The sequence below is a fragment of the Novosphingobium sp. RL4 genome, assembly GCF_035658495.1.
Classification (GTDB): Bacteria; Pseudomonadota; Alphaproteobacteria; order Sphingomonadales; family Sphingomonadaceae; genus Novosphingobium.
In genome coordinates, this window is record NZ_CP141945.1 from 352,508 (window position 1) to 372,910 (window position 20,403).

Annotated in this window: 11 protein-coding genes; 8 read left to right on the forward strand and 3 right to left on the reverse strand. The window is 64.5% G+C overall.

Features of this window, described 5'->3' with window-relative positions; genetic code table 11:
- Window positions 1–138 precede the first annotated feature (138 nt).
- Window positions 139–1,947, forward strand: a complete 1,809-nt coding sequence (locus U9J33_RS18880; protein ID WP_197283080.1) for a diguanylate cyclase — start codon at window positions 139–141, stop codon at window positions 1,945–1,947.
- A 27-nt stretch (window positions 1,948–1,974) separates the two neighbouring features.
- Here U9J33_RS18880 and pncB read toward each other — a convergent pair whose 3' ends face one another.
- Window positions 1,975–3,279, reverse strand: coding sequence for a nicotinate phosphoribosyltransferase (pncB, locus tag U9J33_RS18885; protein WP_324699688.1), 1,305 nt, complete (start codon window positions 3,277–3,279; stop codon window positions 1,975–1,977).
- Between the two features lie 27 nt (window positions 3,280–3,306).
- Between pncB and U9J33_RS18890 the strand changes: the two genes are divergently transcribed.
- Complete coding sequence (locus tag U9J33_RS18890; RefSeq protein ID WP_324699689.1) at window positions 3,307–3,957, forward strand: isochorismatase family protein; 651 nt, start codon at window positions 3,307–3,309, stop codon at window positions 3,955–3,957.
- Between the two features lie 21 nt (window positions 3,958–3,978).
- Here U9J33_RS18890 and U9J33_RS18895 read toward each other — a convergent pair whose 3' ends face one another.
- Window positions 3,979–4,746 (reverse strand): energy transducer TonB, encoded by a 768-nt coding sequence (locus U9J33_RS18895; RefSeq protein WP_054439048.1) that lies wholly within the window; start codon window positions 4,744–4,746, stop codon window positions 3,979–3,981.
- A gap of 359 nt (window positions 4,747–5,105) precedes the next feature.
- Between U9J33_RS18895 and U9J33_RS18900 the strand changes: the two genes are divergently transcribed.
- The 4 genes from U9J33_RS18900 to U9J33_RS18915 all read left to right on the forward strand — a co-directional run bounded on the left by U9J33_RS18900 (window position 5,106) and on the right by U9J33_RS18915 (window position 10,573).
- Window positions 5,106–6,029 (forward strand): LysR family transcriptional regulator, encoded by a 924-nt coding sequence (locus U9J33_RS18900; RefSeq protein WP_324699690.1) that lies wholly within the window; start codon window positions 5,106–5,108, stop codon window positions 6,027–6,029.
- Between the two features lie 90 nt (window positions 6,030–6,119).
- Window positions 6,120–8,111 (forward strand): TonB-dependent receptor domain-containing protein, encoded by a 1,992-nt coding sequence (locus U9J33_RS18905; protein ID WP_324699691.1) that lies wholly within the window; start codon window positions 6,120–6,122, stop codon window positions 8,109–8,111.
- A 69-nt stretch (window positions 8,112–8,180) separates the two neighbouring features.
- Window positions 8,181–9,032: a DUF4198 domain-containing protein gene (locus tag U9J33_RS18910; RefSeq protein WP_324699692.1), complete on the forward strand. Its 852-nt coding sequence runs from the start codon at window positions 8,181–8,183 to the stop codon at window positions 9,030–9,032.
- Between the two features lie 257 nt (window positions 9,033–9,289).
- A complete protein-coding gene (locus U9J33_RS18915; protein WP_324699693.1) occupies window positions 9,290–10,573 on the forward strand; it encodes a cystathionine gamma-synthase family protein in 1,284 nt (427 codons plus the stop codon).
- A gap of 169 nt (window positions 10,574–10,742) precedes the next feature.
- On the opposite strand, the gene U9J33_RS18920 is transcribed toward U9J33_RS18915, so the two are convergent.
- A complete protein-coding gene (locus U9J33_RS18920; RefSeq protein WP_165913293.1) occupies window positions 10,743–12,914 on the reverse strand; it encodes a TonB-dependent receptor in 2,172 nt (723 codons plus the stop codon).
- A gap of 598 nt (window positions 12,915–13,512) precedes the next feature.
- Here U9J33_RS18920 and U9J33_RS18925 point away from each other — a divergent pair.
- Both U9J33_RS18925 and U9J33_RS18930 read left to right on the forward strand, forming a co-directional pair.
- Complete coding sequence (locus tag U9J33_RS18925) at window positions 13,513–17,736, forward strand: bifunctional nitrate reductase/sulfite reductase flavoprotein subunit alpha (protein ID WP_324699694.1); 4,224 nt, start codon at window positions 13,513–13,515, stop codon at window positions 17,734–17,736.
- Window positions 17,737–17,955: 219 nt separating this feature from the next.
- Complete coding sequence (locus U9J33_RS18930) at window positions 17,956–20,400, forward strand: TonB-dependent receptor (protein WP_324699695.1); 2,445 nt, start codon at window positions 17,956–17,958, stop codon at window positions 20,398–20,400.
- Window positions 20,401–20,403: the final 3 nt, after the last annotated feature.

Consider the following 20,403-nt stretch of genomic DNA (forward strand, 5'->3'; position numbering starts at 1 on the left):
AGCAAACCTACGCTAACCTGCCACAACCTCATCAAGACAATCGATTTCTGTTGCATCGTCGCCCCGATTGACCAAAGGCGAAACATTGCGGATCTACGGAGTTTCCCCTTGGTCGGATCATTGTCCAATCGCATCGTGATGCTGTGCAGCATCCTGTGCCTGATGTTGGCCGTCCTGGCGGGGCTCCTGCTCGACGGTTCGTCGCAGATGCACGGCAGCCTCACGTGGGTGACGCATTCCTCGCAGGTTCTCAAGACCGCTAATCGTGCTCTCAGCCATCTCCAGCAGGCCGAGTCCGGCCAGCGCGGGTTCGTGCTCACGCATAATCCCGAATTCGGCCAGACCGTCGCCACGGAAATCGCGGCCTCCAAGCGGGACGCGGCGGCGCTTGTCACCCTCACCTCCGACAACCCGTCGCAGAACGAACGCGCCCGCCAGATCCGCTCGCTGATCGAGGAACGCTCAGCAAACCTGGAAAAGTCCGCCGAACTTACCCGCAACGGCGATTTCGCCGCCGCGCAGGCCCTGGCCGCCACCGGGCGCGGGCGCTACATCATGCTGCTGGTGGACGCCCGCGTCGGCGACCTGCTCAGCGAGGAGCGCGCCCTTTCGATCTCGCGGATGGGCGCGGTGGAGCACAGGCTCAACTACATCCGCTGGCTGGTGCTCATCGGCACGCCGCTTGCCATCGTCATCATCGCCCTGATGGGCACCGCACTGATCCGCCGCATCCGCCGCCCGGTCGACGCCATGATGACCGTGATGGGCCAACTTGGCGCGGGCGATCGCAGTGCCCGCATCGACGCGACCATGGATTCGAGCGAATTCGAACGCCTCGCCAGCGGCTACAACGCCATGGCCGAGGAGCTTGAGGCCGCCGTCGCCGATCAGGTGGACAGCGAGGAAAGGCTGCGCGTCGCCAATCTCGAACTGAGCGGAAACGCCGATGTCCTGCGCGAACGCGGCGAGGTCATCGAACTACTGGGCGGCATGGCGCACCGGATGCAGGCCGCCCGCACAGACGAGGAACTGGCCTCGATCATCCGCGTCTTCGTGCCGCGCGTCCTGCCCGAAATCCCCGGCGCGCTCTATGCCCACAACAATTCGCGCAACCTGCTCGTGCCGATCGCGGCGTGGGCGGGGCTCGAAGTCGAGACCGCCGGGTTCGCACCGGACCAGTGCTGGGCGCTGCGGCGCGGCCAGAGCCATTTCGTGGTCGAACCCGGCTCCGATATCGTCTGCGCCCATGTCGGGGCCGAAACCGACCACTATCACTGCGAGCCGCTGCTGGCCGGCGGCGAAGTCATCGGCGTGCTTTATCTCAAGGGCGTGGTCGGGGCCGAGAACCGCTTCCGCCTGACCGTGCTGACCGAGAACATCGCCTCGGCCCTCGTCAACCACAGGCTGCAGCGCGGCCTGCGCGAACAGACGATCCGCGACCCGCTCACCAGCCTGTTCAACCGCCGCTACATGGAAGAGACGCTGGCGCTGGAAATCGCCCGCGCCTCGCGCACCGGCAGCCCGCTCAGCCTCGTCATGTGCGATGTCGACCACTTCAAGCGCTTCAACGACGAATTCGGCCACGAGGCAGGCGATGCCGTGCTCCAGGCCGTTGCGGCCGAGATGCGCAGCCGTTTCCGCGACGGCGACGTGGTCTGCCGCTTCGGCGGCGAGGAATTCACGATCATCGCGCCCGGCACTTCGGCCGCCGTGCTGGCGGGCCGCGTGGAAATCGTGCGCCAGGCGATCAGCGAACTGATGGTCAACCAGGGCGGCCGCACGCTCGGCTCCACCACCATGTCCTTCGGCATCGCCACCTGGGAAGAGAACATGGAGCGTGACGGCTCCACTCTCATCAAGTCCGCTGACGCCGCGCTCTATCGCGCCAAGCGCGACGGGCGGAACCGGGTCGTGCTGGATGCCCGTGCGGAAGCACTGGCGGCCTGATCCTGTCCCGAACGCAGGGTTGCGGCGCTAGACGCTGACCTTTGCCGCAACCCGCCCGCCGTCGCCGAATACGCGCAGGTAACGTTCGATCTCGGCGGGCCTGCCGGTCGCCTTGGCCGGATTGTCCGACAGCTTCACGGCGGGCCGGCCGTTGGCCGAAACCACCTTGCAGACCAGCGAGATCGGATCGAGCCCATCGGTTTCGAAAGGCGCGCAGCCCCGGAAGTCATTCGTGAGGTTGGTACCCCAGCCGAAGCTCATCCGCACCCGGCCGTGGAAATGGCGATAGGTCGCCTCGATGCTGTCGATATCCATGCCGTCGGAAAAGATCAGCAGCTTGGTCCGGGGATCGCGGCCCTTTTCACGCCACCAGCGGATGATCTGCTCACCGCCCTCGATCGGCGGCGCGCTGTCGGGGCGGAAGCCGGTCCAGTCGGCCACCCAGTCAGGCGCGCGTTCGAGGAACGACGTCGTACCGAAGGCATCCGGCAGCGCCACCAGCAGGTTGCCGGCATAATGATCGCTCCAGTCCTTGAGCACGCGATAGGGGGCCTGCCGCAGCTCCTCGTCGCCGTCTGCCAGCGCGGCCAGCACCATCGGCAATTCGTGCGCATTGGTGCCGATCGCCTCAAGGTCCGCATCCATCGCCAGCAGGACGTTGGATGACCCGATGAAGCGCTCGCCCAGCCCTTCCTTCAACGCTTCGACGCACCAGCGCTGCCAGAGGAAGCCGTGCCGCCGCCGCGTGCCGAAATCCGAAAGCACGAGGTCGGGAAGCTGGGCGAGCCGCTCGACCTTCTCCCACAGCTTCGCCTTGGCGCGCGCATAGAGCACGTCGAGCTCAAAGCGGCCGCGATCCTTCAGCGCCGTGCGCGAACGCAGCTCGTTCACGATGGCGAGCGCGGGAATTTCCCACATCATGGTATGCGTCCACGGTCCTTCGAACCGCAGTTCGTACTGGCCGTCCATTTTGCGAAGCTCATACTCCGGCAAGCGGAAATCCGCGAGCCAGGCGATGAAATCCGGGCTGAACATCTGCGCCTTGCCGTAGAAGCTGTTGCCCGCCAGCCAGATCAGCTCCTTCTTGCCGAACCGCAGCGAACGCGCATGGTCGAGCTGGGCGCGCAGTTCGGCCTCGTCGATCACAGCGGCGAGACGGACCGACTTCGTGCGATTGATGAGCTCGAACGTCGCCTGCACATCCGGGTAGAGATGCCGGACCATCTGAAGCATCAACAGCTTGTAGAAGTCCGTATCCAGCAGGCTGCGCACGATCGGGTCGAGGCGCCAGTTGTGATTGTATGTACGCGTTGCGATATCGGTGTAGACCATGACAAACTCTTAGGACGATATCCCGCAATGACAAACCCTGGGGCACTCAACCTTACGGCAACTCCGGTTTCGCATTCCGGCAGCCGCCGGTTCGTCATCGTCGTGGACATGCAGGGGGACTTCGTACATGCCGACGGCGCCCTGCCCGTCCCCGGCGCGCAAGCCATCGTGGCGCCGATGCGGGATTGGCTCAACGCGCTCGATCCCGCGCTGACCGCCGGTGTCCTGCTTACTTTCGACACGCATCAGCCTGAAATCTATGCCGGATCTCCGGAAAGCAAGGAGTTCCCCATTCATTGCATGAAGGGAACGGCGGGCTGGGAAAGCGTGCTCGATGCAAGCACCATCGATCCCCTCATTCCGATCTATACGCTGGAAAAGGGCGTGTTCGATATGTGGGCCGAACCCGGACTGTCGATGGAACCTGCACGCGGCGCGCAAGGTGAGCCGACAGGCCGCGACAGTTTCTTCTCCGATCTGGCCGGGTCGGGCGTGGAAACCGTGACCGTAGTGGGCGTGGCGGCAGACTACTGCGTGCGCTGGGCCATGGAAGGCCTGCTCGCTCGCGGCTTCAGGGTTGATCTGCCCGCATCCCTGACGCGCGGCATCGGCAAGGATGCCGGGGAAGTCATCGCCGAACTGGGCGAAGAACACCGCCTGGTTGCGCTGGCTCCGTAAGCCCTGCCCCCGCCGCGCGGGTCAGGTCTGGAGGACGAAGGGAATCTCGACCAGCCCGCGCACCATGACCGCGGCACCGTCGCGCCGCGTGGGAGACCACTTCCAGCGCCTCACCGCGGACAGCGCGGCCTTGTCGAGACGCTCGAACCCGCTGCTTTTCGACACCGAGATATCCGCGACCGAACCGTCCGCGCCAAGGATGACCATGAGCACGACCGTGCCCTGCTCGCGCTTGCGGCGCGATTCCACCGGATAGCGCGGCGGATCCGCAGCGATCATCTTGGAAGAAAGGTCCCCTGCGTTCTCGATCCGAGGCGCCGGGGCCACAGCCACTGTCTGTGTCTGGGGCGCTGGCGGGCCCGGAATCGCCACCTGCACGACCGGCGGCTCCGGCGAGGTGGAGATCGTGGCGGGCGCCGAGGTCAGCACGATCGGCGGCGGCGGCGCCACGACCGGGGAGACCGGCTGCACCACCTGCTTCACGGGTTGCGGCTGGGATTTGGGCGGCGGCGGAGGCGGGGGCGTGGGCTGTTCCAGATCGGCGACCACCAGCCGCTTGCGTGCTTCCTGATGGCCGTTGACGATATTGAGTGCCAGCATCGAGGCGATCATCCCACCGACGATCGCGGTGGCGCCCAGCATCGCGCCGATGTTCGGGCGGCGTTGTTCGCCATAACGCGAAACCGCCCAGGCTCCGGGAAGAGCGACGACCTCGCCCTGGGGCTGAGCCCTCGGACGCTCCGGCAGGACGACGTCGTCCGTCTGCTGAATTGTGGCGTATTTCGTCAAGTTACCGAACCCCCGCCAAAAGCCATTTTGGCCTGGCTAATGCGAGTCATTCGCATAGCTGAACCTTGATTTGCAGTCGAGACACAATCCGCACCGCATGGGCGGTTCCCGCCACAACCGCGCGTAAGGCCGGACGATTCGCAGCCTTGCCTTCCACGATGCATTGCCACTCGATTGCCATGTATTTCGCTATTGCGAATGAAACGCGATAAAGCAATATCCGCAATTGCAAGATGCGAAGCATTCCTTGCAACTTTCGTCAGCCAATCACTTAAAAATTTGTATTAGAATGATTTTTTCTGATTCCATCGTTAGGCGGAAAAATTGCGACTGCGAAGGAATTGCAATAATCGCCGGAAATGTCGCTCCCGATCGCACCCAACCTGCTGCTGATCCTCGCGCTCCTGCTCAAGACTAAAAGCGTGAGCGGGACGGCACTCGCCCTGGGCGTAAGCCAGCCCAGCGTAAGCCGAGCGCTCTCGCAGCTTCGGACCGCACTGAAGGACCCGCTGCTGGTCCGCTCCGGCGCGGGCATGGCAAGGACGCGCCGGGGTGAGGAACTTGTCGGCAAACTGGCGGACTGGGTGACGACGACGTCCTCCCTGCTCGTGGAGGACAGCTTCGCGCCCGCCGAAGTGGAACGGCGCTTTCGCATCGCCTCAACCGATTTCGGGGTGATGTCGGTGCTTCTGCCTGCCATCGCGATGCTTCGAGAACTCGCGCCCGCTATCTCGATCGACATCGTGCAGCTCAGCCATGCCACGCACCGCTCGCTGGCGGAGGGCGATATCGACTTCGCGATTTCCGGGCTCGACCATGACCCGGCGCAGCTTCATCGAATGTTGCTCTTCAGGGACAGCTTCCGCTGCGTCACGCGACGCGATCATCCCCTGGCCGTAAGCGATGACACGCCGATCACGGTGGAAACCTTCCTGGAGCACCCCCATCTCGGCCTCACTGTAAGCGAAGCGGAACTGGACCGGGTGACAATGACGCTCGGCCCGCTCGCCGCCACGCGCAAGGTCGCCGCCAGCCTGCCTTACTTCGGCCTCGCGCCGGACATGCTGGCGGCCGGCGATCTCGTGATGGTGCTGCCCGCACGGGCGGCAAACCATTTCAGCCAGACTCACGAACTGGCTTCGCGCCCGGCGCCGGAGCAACTGGGAGAACTGGAATACTGGCTGCTCTGGCACGAGCGCAGCCACCGCGACCGAGCAGCCGAATGGCTGCGGGACCGGCTTCAGGAGATCTGCTCCGCAAGCCTGACCGGCAAACCTGAATAGTCGATATCCGATCTTGATTGTTGGCCTTGGCCAGCTTCCGTCCCAATGGCGCTACTGCAATCTATTCGCATTAGCACAATGGGGGTTTCCGTGTTCAAAAAATCCGGGCTGCGCGCGAGCGCGGCCACCCTGGCGCTTGTCGTGGCACCTGCCGTGTCGATCAGCGCCGTCCCGGCGCGCGCCGACGAGGTAGACGGCACAACCAACGGCTCGACGATCGTCGTCACCGCGACCAGCCGCGAGCAGGAAGTGAAGGACGCCCCCGCCTCGATCAGCGTTCTCACCCGCGAGGATCTGGAACGCCTGCCCTATCGCGAAATAACCGATGCGCTGATGGAAATTCCGGGCGTCACCGTAACCCCGGGCGAAGGCAACAGCCGCGACATCTCGATCCGCGGCATGTCTCCGCAGTACACGCTGATCCTGGTCGACGGGAAACGCCTCAGTTCGCGCGAATCCCGCACGAACGGGGGCAGCATCTCCGAAGGCGGCATGTTGCCGCCGCTGGAGGCCATCGAACGCATCGAAGTGGTGCGCGGCCCGATGTCATCGCTCTACGGCTCGGACGCGATGGGCGGCGTCGTCAACGTCATCACCCGCCGCATCGCCGACAACTGGCGCGGCAGCGTCCGAGTGAACGGCACGATGCAACTCGGCAGCGATTATGGCAATTTCGCGGACGGCAGCTTCTATCTTTCCGGTCCGGTCACCAAGGGCATCGGCCTCCAGGTGCAGGGCTCGATCAACCGCCGCACCGAGGACAACGTGATCGGCGGCACCCCCGACCGCAAGGACGAGAGCCTCTCGGGCAAGCTGGGCTTCTCGGCCGGGCCGGACCACGACCTCCTGATCGAGGGCGGGTACTACCGCCAGAAGACCGTATCGACCGCAGGAAAGACCGTGGAAGTGACCGCCACCGTGCCTGAAGGCACCGTGGATTCGCAGACCCAGGAACGCTACGTCGCCGCGCTCAGCCACCAGGGACGCTGGGGCTTCGCCAGTTCCGAAAGCTACGTCCAGTACGAGGACGCCAGGAACATCGAGAGCGACAAGCGGATCAAGAACACGGTCGCACAGTCGATCTGGTCGGTGCCGCTGCCGTCGAACATGCTCAGTCTCGGCGGGTTCTTCCGCAACGAGGACCTGAGCGACACCACCGGCAACTTGCTCTCCGGCTCCACCCGCGCAGGTGCCTCGCGTACCAACTGGGCGCTGTTCGCCGAGAACGAGCTCACCCTCCTCGACAACCTGCGCCTCACCGGCGGCATCCGCCTCGACAAGGACGAGCAGTACGGCTCGCACTGGACGCCGCGCATCTACGCGGTGTGGAATGCGGCCAGCAACTTCACGCTGAAAGGCGGCTATTCACAGGGTTTCCGCGCGCCCAACCTGCGCCAGACATTGCCGGACTGGGGACAGAGCAGCCGAGGCGGCACGATCTATGGCAACCCTGACCTCGCAGCCGAGACCTCGCGCACCGTAGAGGCGGTGGCGATGTACGAAGGCAAGGGCTTCGAAGCCAGCCTCACCGTCTACGACACCCGCTTCAACGACAAGATCACCCGCGTGACCTGCGAAGTGGCCGGCGCGTGGTGCATGGACGAGCCGCTAAGCTCGATCGGCCGCCCGCCAACGACGTACGTGAATGTCGACAAGGCGAAAGTGCGCGGCATCGAGGCCACCATCGATATCGCCCTCACCGGCACGCTGCGCCTGAACGCCACCGGCACGCTGACGGATTCGGAACAGCTGACCGGCGCCAACATCGGCTCCGCGCTGAACGACACGCCCAAGCAGCAGGCCAGCGGTTCGCTCAACTGGCGGCCCGACGACCGCCTGACCGTTTATGCACGCGCCGTGTTCCGCGGCGAGGAAGCCGTGACGGAAGCCCAGATCAGCGGCAACAACATCGTCGCCTCGTCCTATACGACCGTGGACCTCGGCGGTTCGTACAAGGTCTCGCCGGCCTTCACTTTCCATGCCGGCGTACAGAACCTGCTCGACAAGCGGATCGACTACGACAACTACGGCTATGTCATCGATCCGGCCCGCATCTGGATGGGCGCCACCGCCCGCTTCTGACGACCACGAACTAGCGCTTCGGGGCATCATTCCCGGAGCGCCTTTCGGCTTTTAAATCGAGGACATACCATGCTTTTCCGCTCCCTGCTTCTCGCCGGTTTCGCGGCCGCCGCATTTGCCGCCCCCGCTCACGCACACCGTGCCTGGCTGCTGCCGTCAACCGCCTCCCTGTCCGGCACCGGGCAAGTCGTCTCGGTGGACGCCGCCGTATCGAACGACCTGTTCCACCCCGATCACGTCGCACTGAACAGCGACCAGATCACGGTCAATGCTCCCGACGGCAGCGACGGCCTGGTTGAGAACGCCGCCAAGGGCCGCCACCGTTCGACCTTCGACGTGAAGATCGACAAGCCCGGAACCTGGAGGATCGGCACCCAGCGCACGGCCTATGCCGGAAGTTTCAAGCTGAACGGCGAGGAATGGCGCGTCGGCGGCCGTCCGCCGCGTCCGGTTGCGCCGGGCGCTGCTCCCGCCCCGGTGCGCCGCGTCGCGGGTCTGGCGGATATTCCCGCCGGGGCAACCGACATCAAGCTGGCCGAAGTCATCGCAACCAATGCGATATTCGTAACCGCCGATGCCCCCACCAAGACCGTCTTCGTCACCGGCAAGGGGCTGGAGTTCGATCCCGTCACTCATCCCTCCGCGCTCGTTTCGGACGAGGAAGCCCGGTTCCGGTTCCTGGTCGACGGCAGGCCCGCCGCAGGCGTGAAAGTCAACGTGGTTCCCGGCGCCAAGAAGTTCCGCGAAGCCGAAATGGCGCAGGAACTCGTGACCGACGCGCAAGGCGTGCTCACGGTGAAGTGGCCGGTCGCCGGGGTTTACTGGCTCAACGCCGCTACCGCCGATGCCAGGCCCGACGAACGCCGGGCCAGCGAACGGCGCATGAGCTTCACCACCACGCTGGAAGTGCTTGCCCCCTGATCGTGCCGGAGTTGCCGGACCTCGTTCGGCAACTCCGCGTCGGGGCGGCCGGGTTTCCACCGGGCGCCGCGAGATGAACCGATCGACGATCCCAGCATCCCGTCCTTAGGCGGGCTCGGTATGCCCGCCCACCCAGAGCGGTATCCGTCCGTGCGGACGGGGGTGACACTTGGCACTTTCAATGTGCGAACACAGAACACGCATTGGATGCTATGTTGCGCCGGCCCGTCGCCCGGGCCATCAGCAAGGAGGATGAGATGACCGCACCTCGCGAAAGCAAGACAGCCATCGGTGGACACAAGCTTCACCCGGACACTCTGATGCTGAACTATGGCTACGATCCGTCTCTCTCGGAAGGGGCGGTCAAGCCTCCGGTTTTCCTGACATCGACGTTCGTTTTCCCGACAGCCGAGGAAGGCCGGGACTTCTTCGATTATGTTGCCGGCCGGAAGGAGCCGCCTGCAGGTCAGGGGCGCGGGCTGGTCTATTCCCGCTTCAACCACCCCAACAGCGAAATCGTCGAGGACCGGCTGGCGGTCTATGAAGGCGCCGAAGCAGGCGTCGTGTTCTCTTCCGGCATGGGAGCGATCACGACCACTGTATTGGCGTTTGCCCGGCCCGGTGACGTGATCCTCCATTCGCAGCCGCTTTACGGCGGAACAGAGACGCTTTTGGCGAAGACTTTCGCCAATCTGGGCATCAAGGCGCTCGGCTTTGCAGACGGACTGGACGAAGCCGCCGTGATGGCCGCCGCAAGTGAGGCGGCAGCACTGGGGCGTGTTTCGATGGTGCTGATCGAGACCCCGGCCAACCCGACCAACAGTCTCGTCGACATATCGCTGCTCGAACGCTTTTGTGCCAGACTGGGCGACCTGCAGGGGCACCGTCCGCTGCTGGTATGCGACAATACTCTTCTTGGCCCGGTGTTCCAGCATCCCCTGGCACATGGCGCCGACATTTCGCTCTATTCCCTGACCAAGTATGTGGGCGGGCATTCCGACCTCGTGGCAGGCGCTGCGCTCGGCTCGGCGGCACTCATGCGCGAAGTTCGCCTCCTGCGCAGCGCAATCGGGACCCAGTTGGACCCTCACAGCTGCTGGATGCTGAGCCGGTCGCTGGAAACACTGGGTCTTCGCATGGAGCGCGCGAATGCCAACGCCGCCGTGGCCGCCACATTCCTGAAGGATCATCCGAAGGTTATCGGCGTGGCCTACCCCCCTTTCTATCCCGCAGGTTCCCGGCAGGCCGAAGTCTTCGCCGCCCAGTGCAGCGGCGCGGGCTCTACCTTTGCCTTCGATATTGCCGGAGGCCAGCCCGCCGCGTTCCGGTTCCTGAACGCATTGCAGATCTTCAAACTGGCGGTCAGCCTCGGAGGCACGGAATCGCTGGCGAGCCACCCGGCGACCACAACCCATTCGGGCGTCCCTCTGGAAGTGCGCGATCGTATCGGCGTGCTGGAAACGACTGTGCGGCTTTCCATCGGCATCGAACATGCCGAGGATATTGTCGCCGATCTCGCGCAAGCGCTCGACCTCGCCTGACCTTGCGCCGCGGCAGACCGACCTTTCGAAAGCGCAAGGTCGGTCTGCCGACAAGCAGCGTCGCGCTGCCATTCTCCATCCACCGGTGCTGGATATCGGGCACGCCAACGTCCGCACCGTAAGATGTTTCTTTGAGAATGCCTGTTTAGGATTTCGTAAAAACGCCGGATCAATAGGTAAATCGAAGCGTCGCGCCATAAGTGCGCGGCGCTGCGCGCGCCGTGGTGGCACCGAGCCCGGTCGATATCTTTTGCTGGAAATACTTCGTGTCCGAGATGTTCTTCATCCAGAACTCCAACCCCCATTTCTCCGTCGGACGGTATTCGATCGAGCCGTTAAGCAGCATGTATTCGTCCTGCTTCAGGACCCCGTCCGTCTCGAAAGGAAAGCCGCTGTTGTAGCTGCCCATCATGTTTACGCGCAGTTGCTGCACCTCACCCAGCGGGATGGTCGCGCTGGCGCCGAGACTGGCGGAAAAGTCCGGCGCCGTCGGGGTCTGGAACCCTGAAGCATCGCCGAAGCAGGTCTTGAACCCGCCGGCCTGCGGCCCGGTGGTCATCCCCGGCGCGCGGGTTCCGGTGGCGTCGCAGATCGCCGGGTTGGGGTAGATGAACGGAGCGCCTGCCAGCGTGTCGGTCGGGCCGAAGTAGTGGAAGCGGGAATCGAGCCAGGTAAAGCCCCCGAAGATGCGCAGACCGTCGGTCGGCGCAGCCTCGAAATCCACGTCGAGACCATCCACCTTGACCGAAGCCGCATTCAGCAGGGCCGCCGTTCCGATCGTGCCCACCGCCGCCGAGCGCACCTGATAGTTGGTGATGTCATAGTGGAATACCGAGGCATTCAGGCGCAACGCACGGTCGAACAGTTCCGACTTCACGCCGATTTCGTAGGCGTTGATATACTGCGGCTGGACGGGCGGAAGCTGCGGGTTCTGCAACGAATAGGTGCCTGCCTTGAAGCCGCGGTTATAGGAGGCATAGACGCTCACGTCGTCGGAAAGCTCCTGCCGGATCGCGGCGCGCCAGGTGAACTTGCCATAGCTTATCTTGTCGTCGGTCGGGATGAGAACACCCACGACATCGTTGGCGAGCGCGGCATAGCCACCGCCGAGGCGGCGCTGGTCCTTTGTATAACGGACGCCGCCGGTCAGCTTGGTCGTGGATGTCAGCGCATAGGTCACTTCGCCGAACGCCGCGTAGGAATCGGTATCGAGCGTGGCATCGATGTACTGGCCGCTGGTGAGCCCGCCCAGCGCCAATCCGGTGAACCTGGCCCGGTTGAAAACCTCTGAACGCAGGTAGAACGCCCCGATTTGCCAGCTGAGCGGTTCTGTATCGCTTGATGCCAGACGCAATTCCTGCTGATAGGCGCGCGAGCCCGATGTGAACGCGATCCGCATGTAGGGAACCTGCGTGGCATCAACGTCGAAGTCCGATCTGTTCTTGCTGTCGCGCAGGGAACTGATGCTGGTCAACGTCGCAAAGCCGAGATCCGCCTCGCCCGTCAGGCTAACTCCCCAGTTGGTCAGCTGGGTGAGCGAATAATCGTTCGATGCCGTGTCCATGCTGCCGATCGAACGGATGCCCCCGACTACGAGATAGTCCTCATCCACGCTCCAGCCGACCGCGGTATTGTCATCCGTGTCGTAGTAATCGCCTGACAGCACGAATTTCACATCGTCGCTGGCGCGAAGCACGATCTTGGATCGGGCGCCCCAGTACCGCATCTTCTTGATATCGCGGTCCAGCGTGACGTTTCGGCCCCAACCGTCGCGCTGGTCGTAGCCGGTCAGGGCGATGTCCGCGCTGATCCGGTCCGTGATCGGCCCGCCCAGATAGGCCTGCCCCTGTATCGTGTCGTAGTTCGCATAGCCCACCTGCCCGGACGCTTCGAGATGGTCGCCCGGCTCCCGGGTGATGACATGGATGAGCCCGCCGAATGCATTGCGGCCGAACAGCGTACCCTGCGGCCCCTTCAGCACCTCTATACGCTCTATGTTATTGAATTGCATGACAGTGCTGGACAAGTCCGGCATATAGACCCCATCGACGTAGAAGGCATTCGAGCCTTCGTCCCCGATCGAGGCATTGGTGGTGCCCACCCCCCGCACGAAGAACAGGCCGCTGGCACCCGAACGGGAGAACTGCACCGCCGGAACGGCCTGGGTCAGCGTATTGGTCTCGGAAATGCCGGAGGACTGAAGCGCTTCCGATCCGACTGCGGTGATCGCGATCGGCACTTCCTGGAGGTTCTCCGCCCGGCGCTGCGCGGTCACGATGATTTCCTGAAGGCCGTGCGCCTCATCCTGCGCCCTTGCAGGCCGCACCTCGCACAAGGCCATGACGGCGATGGCAGCGCAGCCCCAATACGCAGGTAAAGAGCTGGAAAACCGACGATTTCCTGACATTGCACACCCTCCAGATTCGTGCATGGGCGCCGGTCCCGGCGCTCCTCCCATTGCGAAGCCATGCTTCGCCTGTCCTGCCGAGGCGCTCGATTGTATTTGAAATTGCCGCCCCGGATCGCTCCCAAGGGTGATCGGCACGAATAGGAGGGTCAATCGACCAGGAACCGCCAAGGCCGCAAATTTCCGCCACAAGCATAAGAAATTGGCGGATTTTACATCAAGGGAACATAGTTCTCCTGCGCGTTCCGTCCTCATGGCGGGCCGTTTTTGCCTCGAACCTCGATCATTGCCGCCCGGGAGTTCACGCCGGGGAGATCGGCGGAACGAAAGCCCCCGCCGGATGCTGCAGCGCGAAACAAATTCTTGCAGCGGGTCCCTCGATTAGGCAAGATAGAGCCACGAATTCGGATTCTGCCCGCAATGACGCAGGCGCAATCCAGCGGTCCTTCGGAACCGCATATAGAGGCAACGACGCCATCGATCGGCCCTGCAAGGGGCCCGGTCGGTGGCGTTTTTTCGTTTTGGGGACCATGTGAGCAACAGGACGGTCAAGAGCGTATGTCCCTACTGCGGCGTCGGCTGCGGTATCGTCATGGAAGTGGCGGACAACCGGATCGTCAAGGTCTCCGGCGACAAGAGCCATCCCACCAATTTCGGCCGGCTCTGCACCAAGGGCAACACCTGCCACGAACCGGTGGCGGCGGCGGGCCGTGCCGTCACGGCCTATGCCCGGATCGCCGGGGGCAATGACCAGGGCGCTATCCCCATGGAAGAGGCGATCGGCCGCACCGCACGGGGCCTGCGTGCGATCATCGATCGCGACGGGCCGGATGCCGTCTCGCTCTATGTATCGGGCCAGATGTCGCTGGAGGCGCAATATCTGGCCAACAAGCTCTGCAAGGGCTTCATCGGCACGAACAACATAGAGAGCAATTCGCGCCTTTGCATGGCGAGCGCGGCAAGCGGCTACAAACTGTCGATCGGGGCAGACGGCCCGCCCGGCTCCTATCAGGATTTCGACAAGGCGGACCTGTTCTTCGTGATCGGCGCCAACATGGCCGATTGCCACCCCATCCTGTTCCTGCGGATGATGGACCGGGTGAAGGCCGGGGCACGGCTGATCGTCGTCGATCCGCGCCGCAACGGCACGGCGGACAAGGCCGACCTGTTCCTCCAGATCCGCCCCGGCACCGATCTCGCGCTGCTGAACGGCCTGCTCCACCTGCTGGCGCAGGAAGGCCGGATCGACGAGGATTTCATCGCCGCCCACACCGAGGGCTGGGACGCGATGCCCGAGTTCCTGGCGGATTACACCCCCGCCCGCGTGGTCGAACTGACCGGCATTCCCGAGGCCGACATCAGGCAGGCCGCCCGATGGATCGGCGAGGCCGGCGAGTGGATGTCATGCTGGACCATGGGGCTGAACCAGAGCACGCACGGCACCTGGAACACGAACGCGATCTGCAACCTGCACCTCGCCACGGGGGCGATCTGCCGACCGGGAAGCGGCCCCTTCTCGCTTACCGGCCAGCCCAACGCCATGGGCGGCCGCGAAATGGGCTACATGGGTCCGGGCCTGCCGGGCCAGCGCGCGACGCCCAGCGATGAGGACCGCCGTTTCGTGGAGGACGCCTGGGGCATTGCGCCTGGCAGCCTTCGCGTGGATGCCGGGGCGGGGACGATATCGCTGTTCGAGGAGATGGCCGCAGGACGGATCAAGGCCTGCTGGATCATCTGCACCAACCCGGTGGCCAGCGTGGCGAACCGCAAGACCGTGATTGCAGGGCTGGAAGCCGCCGAACTGGTGATCGCGCAGGACGTCTACATCGATACCGAAACCAACCGCTACGCCGACCTGATCCTGCCCGGCGCCCTGTGGGCCGAGGCGGAAGGCGTCATGATAAATTCCGAACGCAACCTCACGTTGATGCAGAAAGCCGTCGATCCGCCGGGAGAGGCGATGGCGGACTGGCAGATCATCGCCCGCGTCGCCTGCGAAATGGGTTATGGTCATGCGTTCACTTATGCGTCGGCCGCGGAAGTCTTTGAGGAAATCCGCGGATTCTGGAACCCGCGCACCGGATATGACATCCGCGGCGCCAGCCATGACCGGCTCCGCGAGGCTCCGCTGCAATGGCCCTGCCCGCCGGGTGACGATCATGGCCGGAACCCCATCCGATACCTCAACGACGGCGTGAGCCAGACGGGACGGATTAACGAGGACGGCAGCCGTCCGGCGATCTCCTTTCCCACCGAAAGCGGAAAGGCGCACTTCCTGCCCCGGCCACACCTGTCCCCCGCCGAGATGCCGGATGCCGATTATCCGCTCGTGCTCAATACCGGCCGCCTCCAGCACCAGTGGCACACGCTGACGAAGACGGGGAAAGTGGGCAAGCTCAACAAGCTCAATCCGGGACCGTTCGTGGAAATCCACCCCGAGGACGCCGCGGCGCTAGGCATCGGCGAGGGTGACAGGGTGGAAGTCCGCTCGCGGCGGGGCCGGGCTGTCCTCCCCGCGATGCTCACAGAGCGGGTCCGTCCCGGCAACTGTTTCGCCCCGTTCCACTGGAACGACGTGTTCGGAGAGGATCTGGCCGTCAATGCGCTCACCAGCGACGCGGTCGATCCGCTTTCGCTGCAACCCGAATTCAAGTTCTCCGCCATTGCCCTCGCCCGGCTGTCAGGGCCGGCGGAGGACGATCCCATCACAGCCGCGCCGGAAGACATGACACCGCCATTCGCAGACCCCCTGCCCGGTCCGGCCGGACTGCTCCCGTTCCAGACGGCCGCGATCGACGCATTCCTGCAGGTCATGGGCCTGAGCCCCGGCACGCCGCCGGCGCTATCCGGAAGCGAGGAACGCTACCTTTCGGGCTTCATGACCGGCCTGCGTTCGGGCAACCTGCCTGAAGACGCCGGTGTGCCCGTGCTGCCCGGCGGATCACCGGTCGATGAAGACAAGCGGACCTACATGAACGGCCTCCTGGCCGGCCTCTTCTCCCGCTCGCCCGCAATTCCGGACGGCGATCGGAGAGAGGCGGTATCCCTGCCCGCCGCCGCGACGTCCAGGGAAAGCCTGCCCGAAGTGCTGGTGCTCTGGGCGTCGCAGACCGGAACGGCGGAAAGTTTCGCCGAACAATGCGCCAGCCGGCTGGCAGAACAGTCCTGCAAAGTGAGGCTTGCGCCGCTAGGCAGCGTGAAACCTGCGGACCTGGCCGCGGCAGGCCGGGCGCTGTTCATCGCCAGCACCTTCGGCGACGGCGATGCCCCCGACGACGCGGGCGCATTCTGGTCCGCGCTGGCATCGGAAGCGCCTTCAGGGATCGAAGCCCTGCGCTATTCGGTGCTGGCGTTTGGCGATTCCAGCTACGACCAGTTCTGCGGTTTCGGGCGAAAACTCGACGCCCGGCTGGAGGAACTCGGCGCCAACCGCCTCGCGCCCCGCGCCGATTGCGAACCCGACTTCGAAGTGGAAGCCGCGCGATGGCTGGATGCGGTATCGGCGGCCCTGCTCCCCGGCACGATGGATGTGCCCGCCGAAGCGGCAATGGAAGGTGCCGCCGCCGTGCTCACCGTCGCTCCGGTATCCCCCGCACTGCGCTCCGCCCAGGCCCCGGCGCAAGTCTCCTACACCCGCAAGGCCCCGCTCAGGACGGCGCTGGTTCGAAACACCCTGCTCAGCGGGCTGGGCGCCCAGAAGGAAGTGCGCCAGTTCGGTTTCGATCTCGCCGGGCAAGATTTCGCCTACCGCGCCGGCGATGCGCTGGGGGTATGGCCGATCAACTGCCCGGCGCTCGTGGCGGAGATCGTGGACCTGCTTGCGCTCGATCCCGATGCTCCCGTAATTATAAAGGGCCTTGGCGAAGTGCCGCTCCACGAAGCGCTGCTCCGCCACTGGGACATTGCCAAACCCACGCGCAACATTCTCGAACTCATTGCCGAGCGCATGCCGCAAGCCGCGTTCATCCCGCTGCTCGATCCGGACCGCAAGCCGGAGTATGACCGGCTCCTGCGCGAAAACCAGATCGCCGATATCCTGCACGAAACCGGCGCCCAGCTCGACACGGCAGACCTGATGCAGGTCATGCGGCCATTGCAACCGCGCTTCTACTCGATCGCCTCCAGCCCGCTTGCGCAGGCGAACGAGGTGCAACTTACCGTCTCGGTCCTGCGCTACAGCAACCGGGGGCGGCGACGCTCGGGGGTCTGCTCGGCCTTCATGGCGGACCGCGCAGCCGAGTACGAGGCCGGGCGCGGAACCGGCCTGTTCCTGCAACCATCCTCGCATTTCCGGCCGCCTGCCGATCCGGCCCGCGCCGCGATCATGGTAGGCCCGGGCACCGGCATCGCACCTTTCCGGGGTTTCCTCCATGACCGCGAGGCCAGCGGCGCGGCGGGAAGCAACTGGCTGTTCTTCGGCGAGCAGCACGAGGCCACCGACTTCTACTACCGCGAAGAGATCGACCAGTGGCGCCGTTCAGGCCACCTCGACCGGCTCAGCCTCGCCTTTTCCCGCGATCAGGCGGAGAAGGTCTATGTGCAAAACCGCATGATCGAGGAAGGCGCAGAACTGTGGCGCTGGATCGACGGGGGCGCGCATTTCTACGTCTGCGGCGATGCCAGCCGCATGGCCAGGGACGTGGACAAGGCGCTCAGACAGGTGATCGCGGTACACGGAGGCATGACGGCCGAGGCGGCGGACGATTACGTCGCCCAGATGCGGGAGGACAAGCGCTACGCCCGCGATGTCTATTAAGTGGCGTAAGAATTGTTCATAACATCCCCGCCCACGCGCCATTTTGTTGAACTTGCGCGGCGCAATCGATAGCCGGTTCGTTCCTCCTCTCACTGGGTGCCCCGCAACAGGACCGCAGGGCCGGGAACCGTCGGATTGCGTTTTCGCGTCGCTCATTCCGTTTGCACTCTGGCCGCAATCCTGTGGCCCGCAACCGGCGTTCTGGCGCAATCCGCCGAAGTGAATGTTCCCTCCCAGCCACTCTCCCGCGCCATCGCGCAACTGGGGCAGCAGGCCGGCGTGGAGATCCTGCTCAACACGCCCGGTCAGGAGCGCCGCCTTTCCAGAACCGTGAAAGGGCACCTTTCAGCGCGGGAAGCGCTACAGCGCATGATCCGCGGCATGGATCTGGAAACGAGGCAGGTCTCACCGGGCGTATACCTCGTGCTGGCTTCGCCCCGCGCCGAACGCCGCAAGGCCGAACCCCGCCCACCCACACCCGATCCCTCGCCCGATATCCTGGTCTCGGCACGGCGCAGGCCGGAACGGGAAATCGAAGTGCCACTGCAGGTGGTCCAGCGGGACGCCGAAACGCTCGACCGGGCCTCCATCCGAACTCTGGCCGATCTCGCCCGCATCACGCCCGGTTTCGTCGCGACGGGACAGACGTCTAGCGCCACGCCGCTCCTCGTCATGCGCGGCCAGCGCCGCTCGATCAGCGATGAAAACCGCCTGCCGCTGGTCGTCTATCAGGACGAGGTGCCGCTTCCCAACCAGGCCGCCGTCGCACCGCTTTACGACATGGCCTCGATCGAGGTACTGCGCGGGCCGCAAGGCACCCTGTTCGGCCGCAACACCACCAGTGGCGCCGTGCAGCTTCATTCGGTCCTGCCGGGAAGCGGGGTGCCCGGCTATCTCGAAGCGGAGACTGGCACATATGGCCTGAGCCGGCTCGAAGGCGCCCTCGAACTGCCGCGGGAGGGGCCCTTCTCCTTGCGCGTTTCCGGCCAGCGGATGCGGCGAAACGGCTATACGCACATGGCCTCGGGCGGACGGGCAGACACGGCCCACAGCGATGCCATGCGCGCAATAGTCCGCTTCGAACCCGAAAGTCCACTGCGATCGACGCTCAGCTTCGACATGCTGGACGCCGAAGAGATGGGCGCAGCGCTGATCCTGGCCGGGGTCTATGAAACCGGCAGCGCCCGCAATCCTGAAAACGTGCCCTATTTCGACTGCGGAAGCGGCGCATGCGACATCGACAGCTACTTCTCGATCCAGCAATCGCTCGGCCGGCGCACCTCGCAATCCGGAATCGCGCCGATCTATCGGCGGCGGTTCCGGGGGCTCGGCAACATCACCGAGTACGGTGACGAAGACCTGATGGTCCGCAATATTGTCGGCTGGCGATCCACCCGTGTTTTCTATGCGCTCGACGGGGACGGCACCCCGCTGGAAATCAACGATTCCACCACCCGATCTGCCCATCATCAGTGGACGGAAGAATTCCAGCTTCAGGGCCGGCTGGGAAAGGTCCGCTACATCGCGGGCCTGTTCTATCTGGACAGCGCACCGTCCGGCGCGGTGCTGCAGGACGTCTCCCGGTTCGTCCGCCCGGACAATCCGCCCTTTCACGTCGCCAACTACCAGACCTTCCGCAGCGCCGCCGTTTTCGGGCAGGCGACTGTCCCGATCGGTGATGAACTGACCGCCGACCTCGGCCTGCGCTATACCGCCGAGCAGGTCAGCGGCTGCACCTTGCGCTCGCTGACGGCCCGGCCCGCGACCCGCGAGGCCTGCCTCGATGACGGCGGTTCCGCCGCGACGGCCGCTTCGCAGCGACTGACATGGACTTTCGCCCTGACCCGCAAGCTCGGCGATCACAGTTTCTATCTCACCAGCAGACGGGCGTTCCGGTCCGGTGGATACAATACACCGCGCCTTGCCGGCACGCTGGCCCCCTACCAGACCTTCAAGCCGGAAACCCTGACCGATCTTGAAATTGGCGCCAAGGGGCGCTGGTCGGCCGGAAATCTTGGAGGATATTATTCGGCGGCGGCCTATGCCGGGCTTTACACCAATGTCCAGCGCGCGCTTTTCCCCGATCTCGACTTTGACGGCGATGGCGACATCACGACGGACCCGATCACACTTTACATCAACAGCGCAAAAGCCCGCGTTGCCGGTTTCGATGGCGAATTTTCGGCCAACCTGGACACGCGCACCCATGTGACGCTCAGCGCCTCCTGGATCCACGCACGCTATACGGAAGTGGTCGCTCCGGCAGCCCTGATCTCGCTGCTGGGAACAGACCCGCTCAACAACCGCTTCACTTATACGCCCAGCTTCAGCGGAACCGTTTCGCTCTCCCGCGAGGTGCCCCTGCCTCATCGGCTGGGCGAATTGAGCCTCGCTGCGGATTACAGCTACGTCAGCGCCGTCCGCTTCACCGAGCGGCCGAGCGAGACTTTCGGAACCCAGCCGGCTTACGGCCTGCTTGGCGCATCGATCACATGGCAGCGGATCGGCGGGATGCCGTTGGACCTGGAGATATGGGGCCGCAATCTGACCGACCGTTTCTACGCCAGCGGCGGCGGCACGCTCAATCCAGCCTATGCCGCCGCGACCATCATTCCCGGTCCGCCCAGGACCATGGGCCTGCGGCTGCGCTACACTTTCGAATAGCGC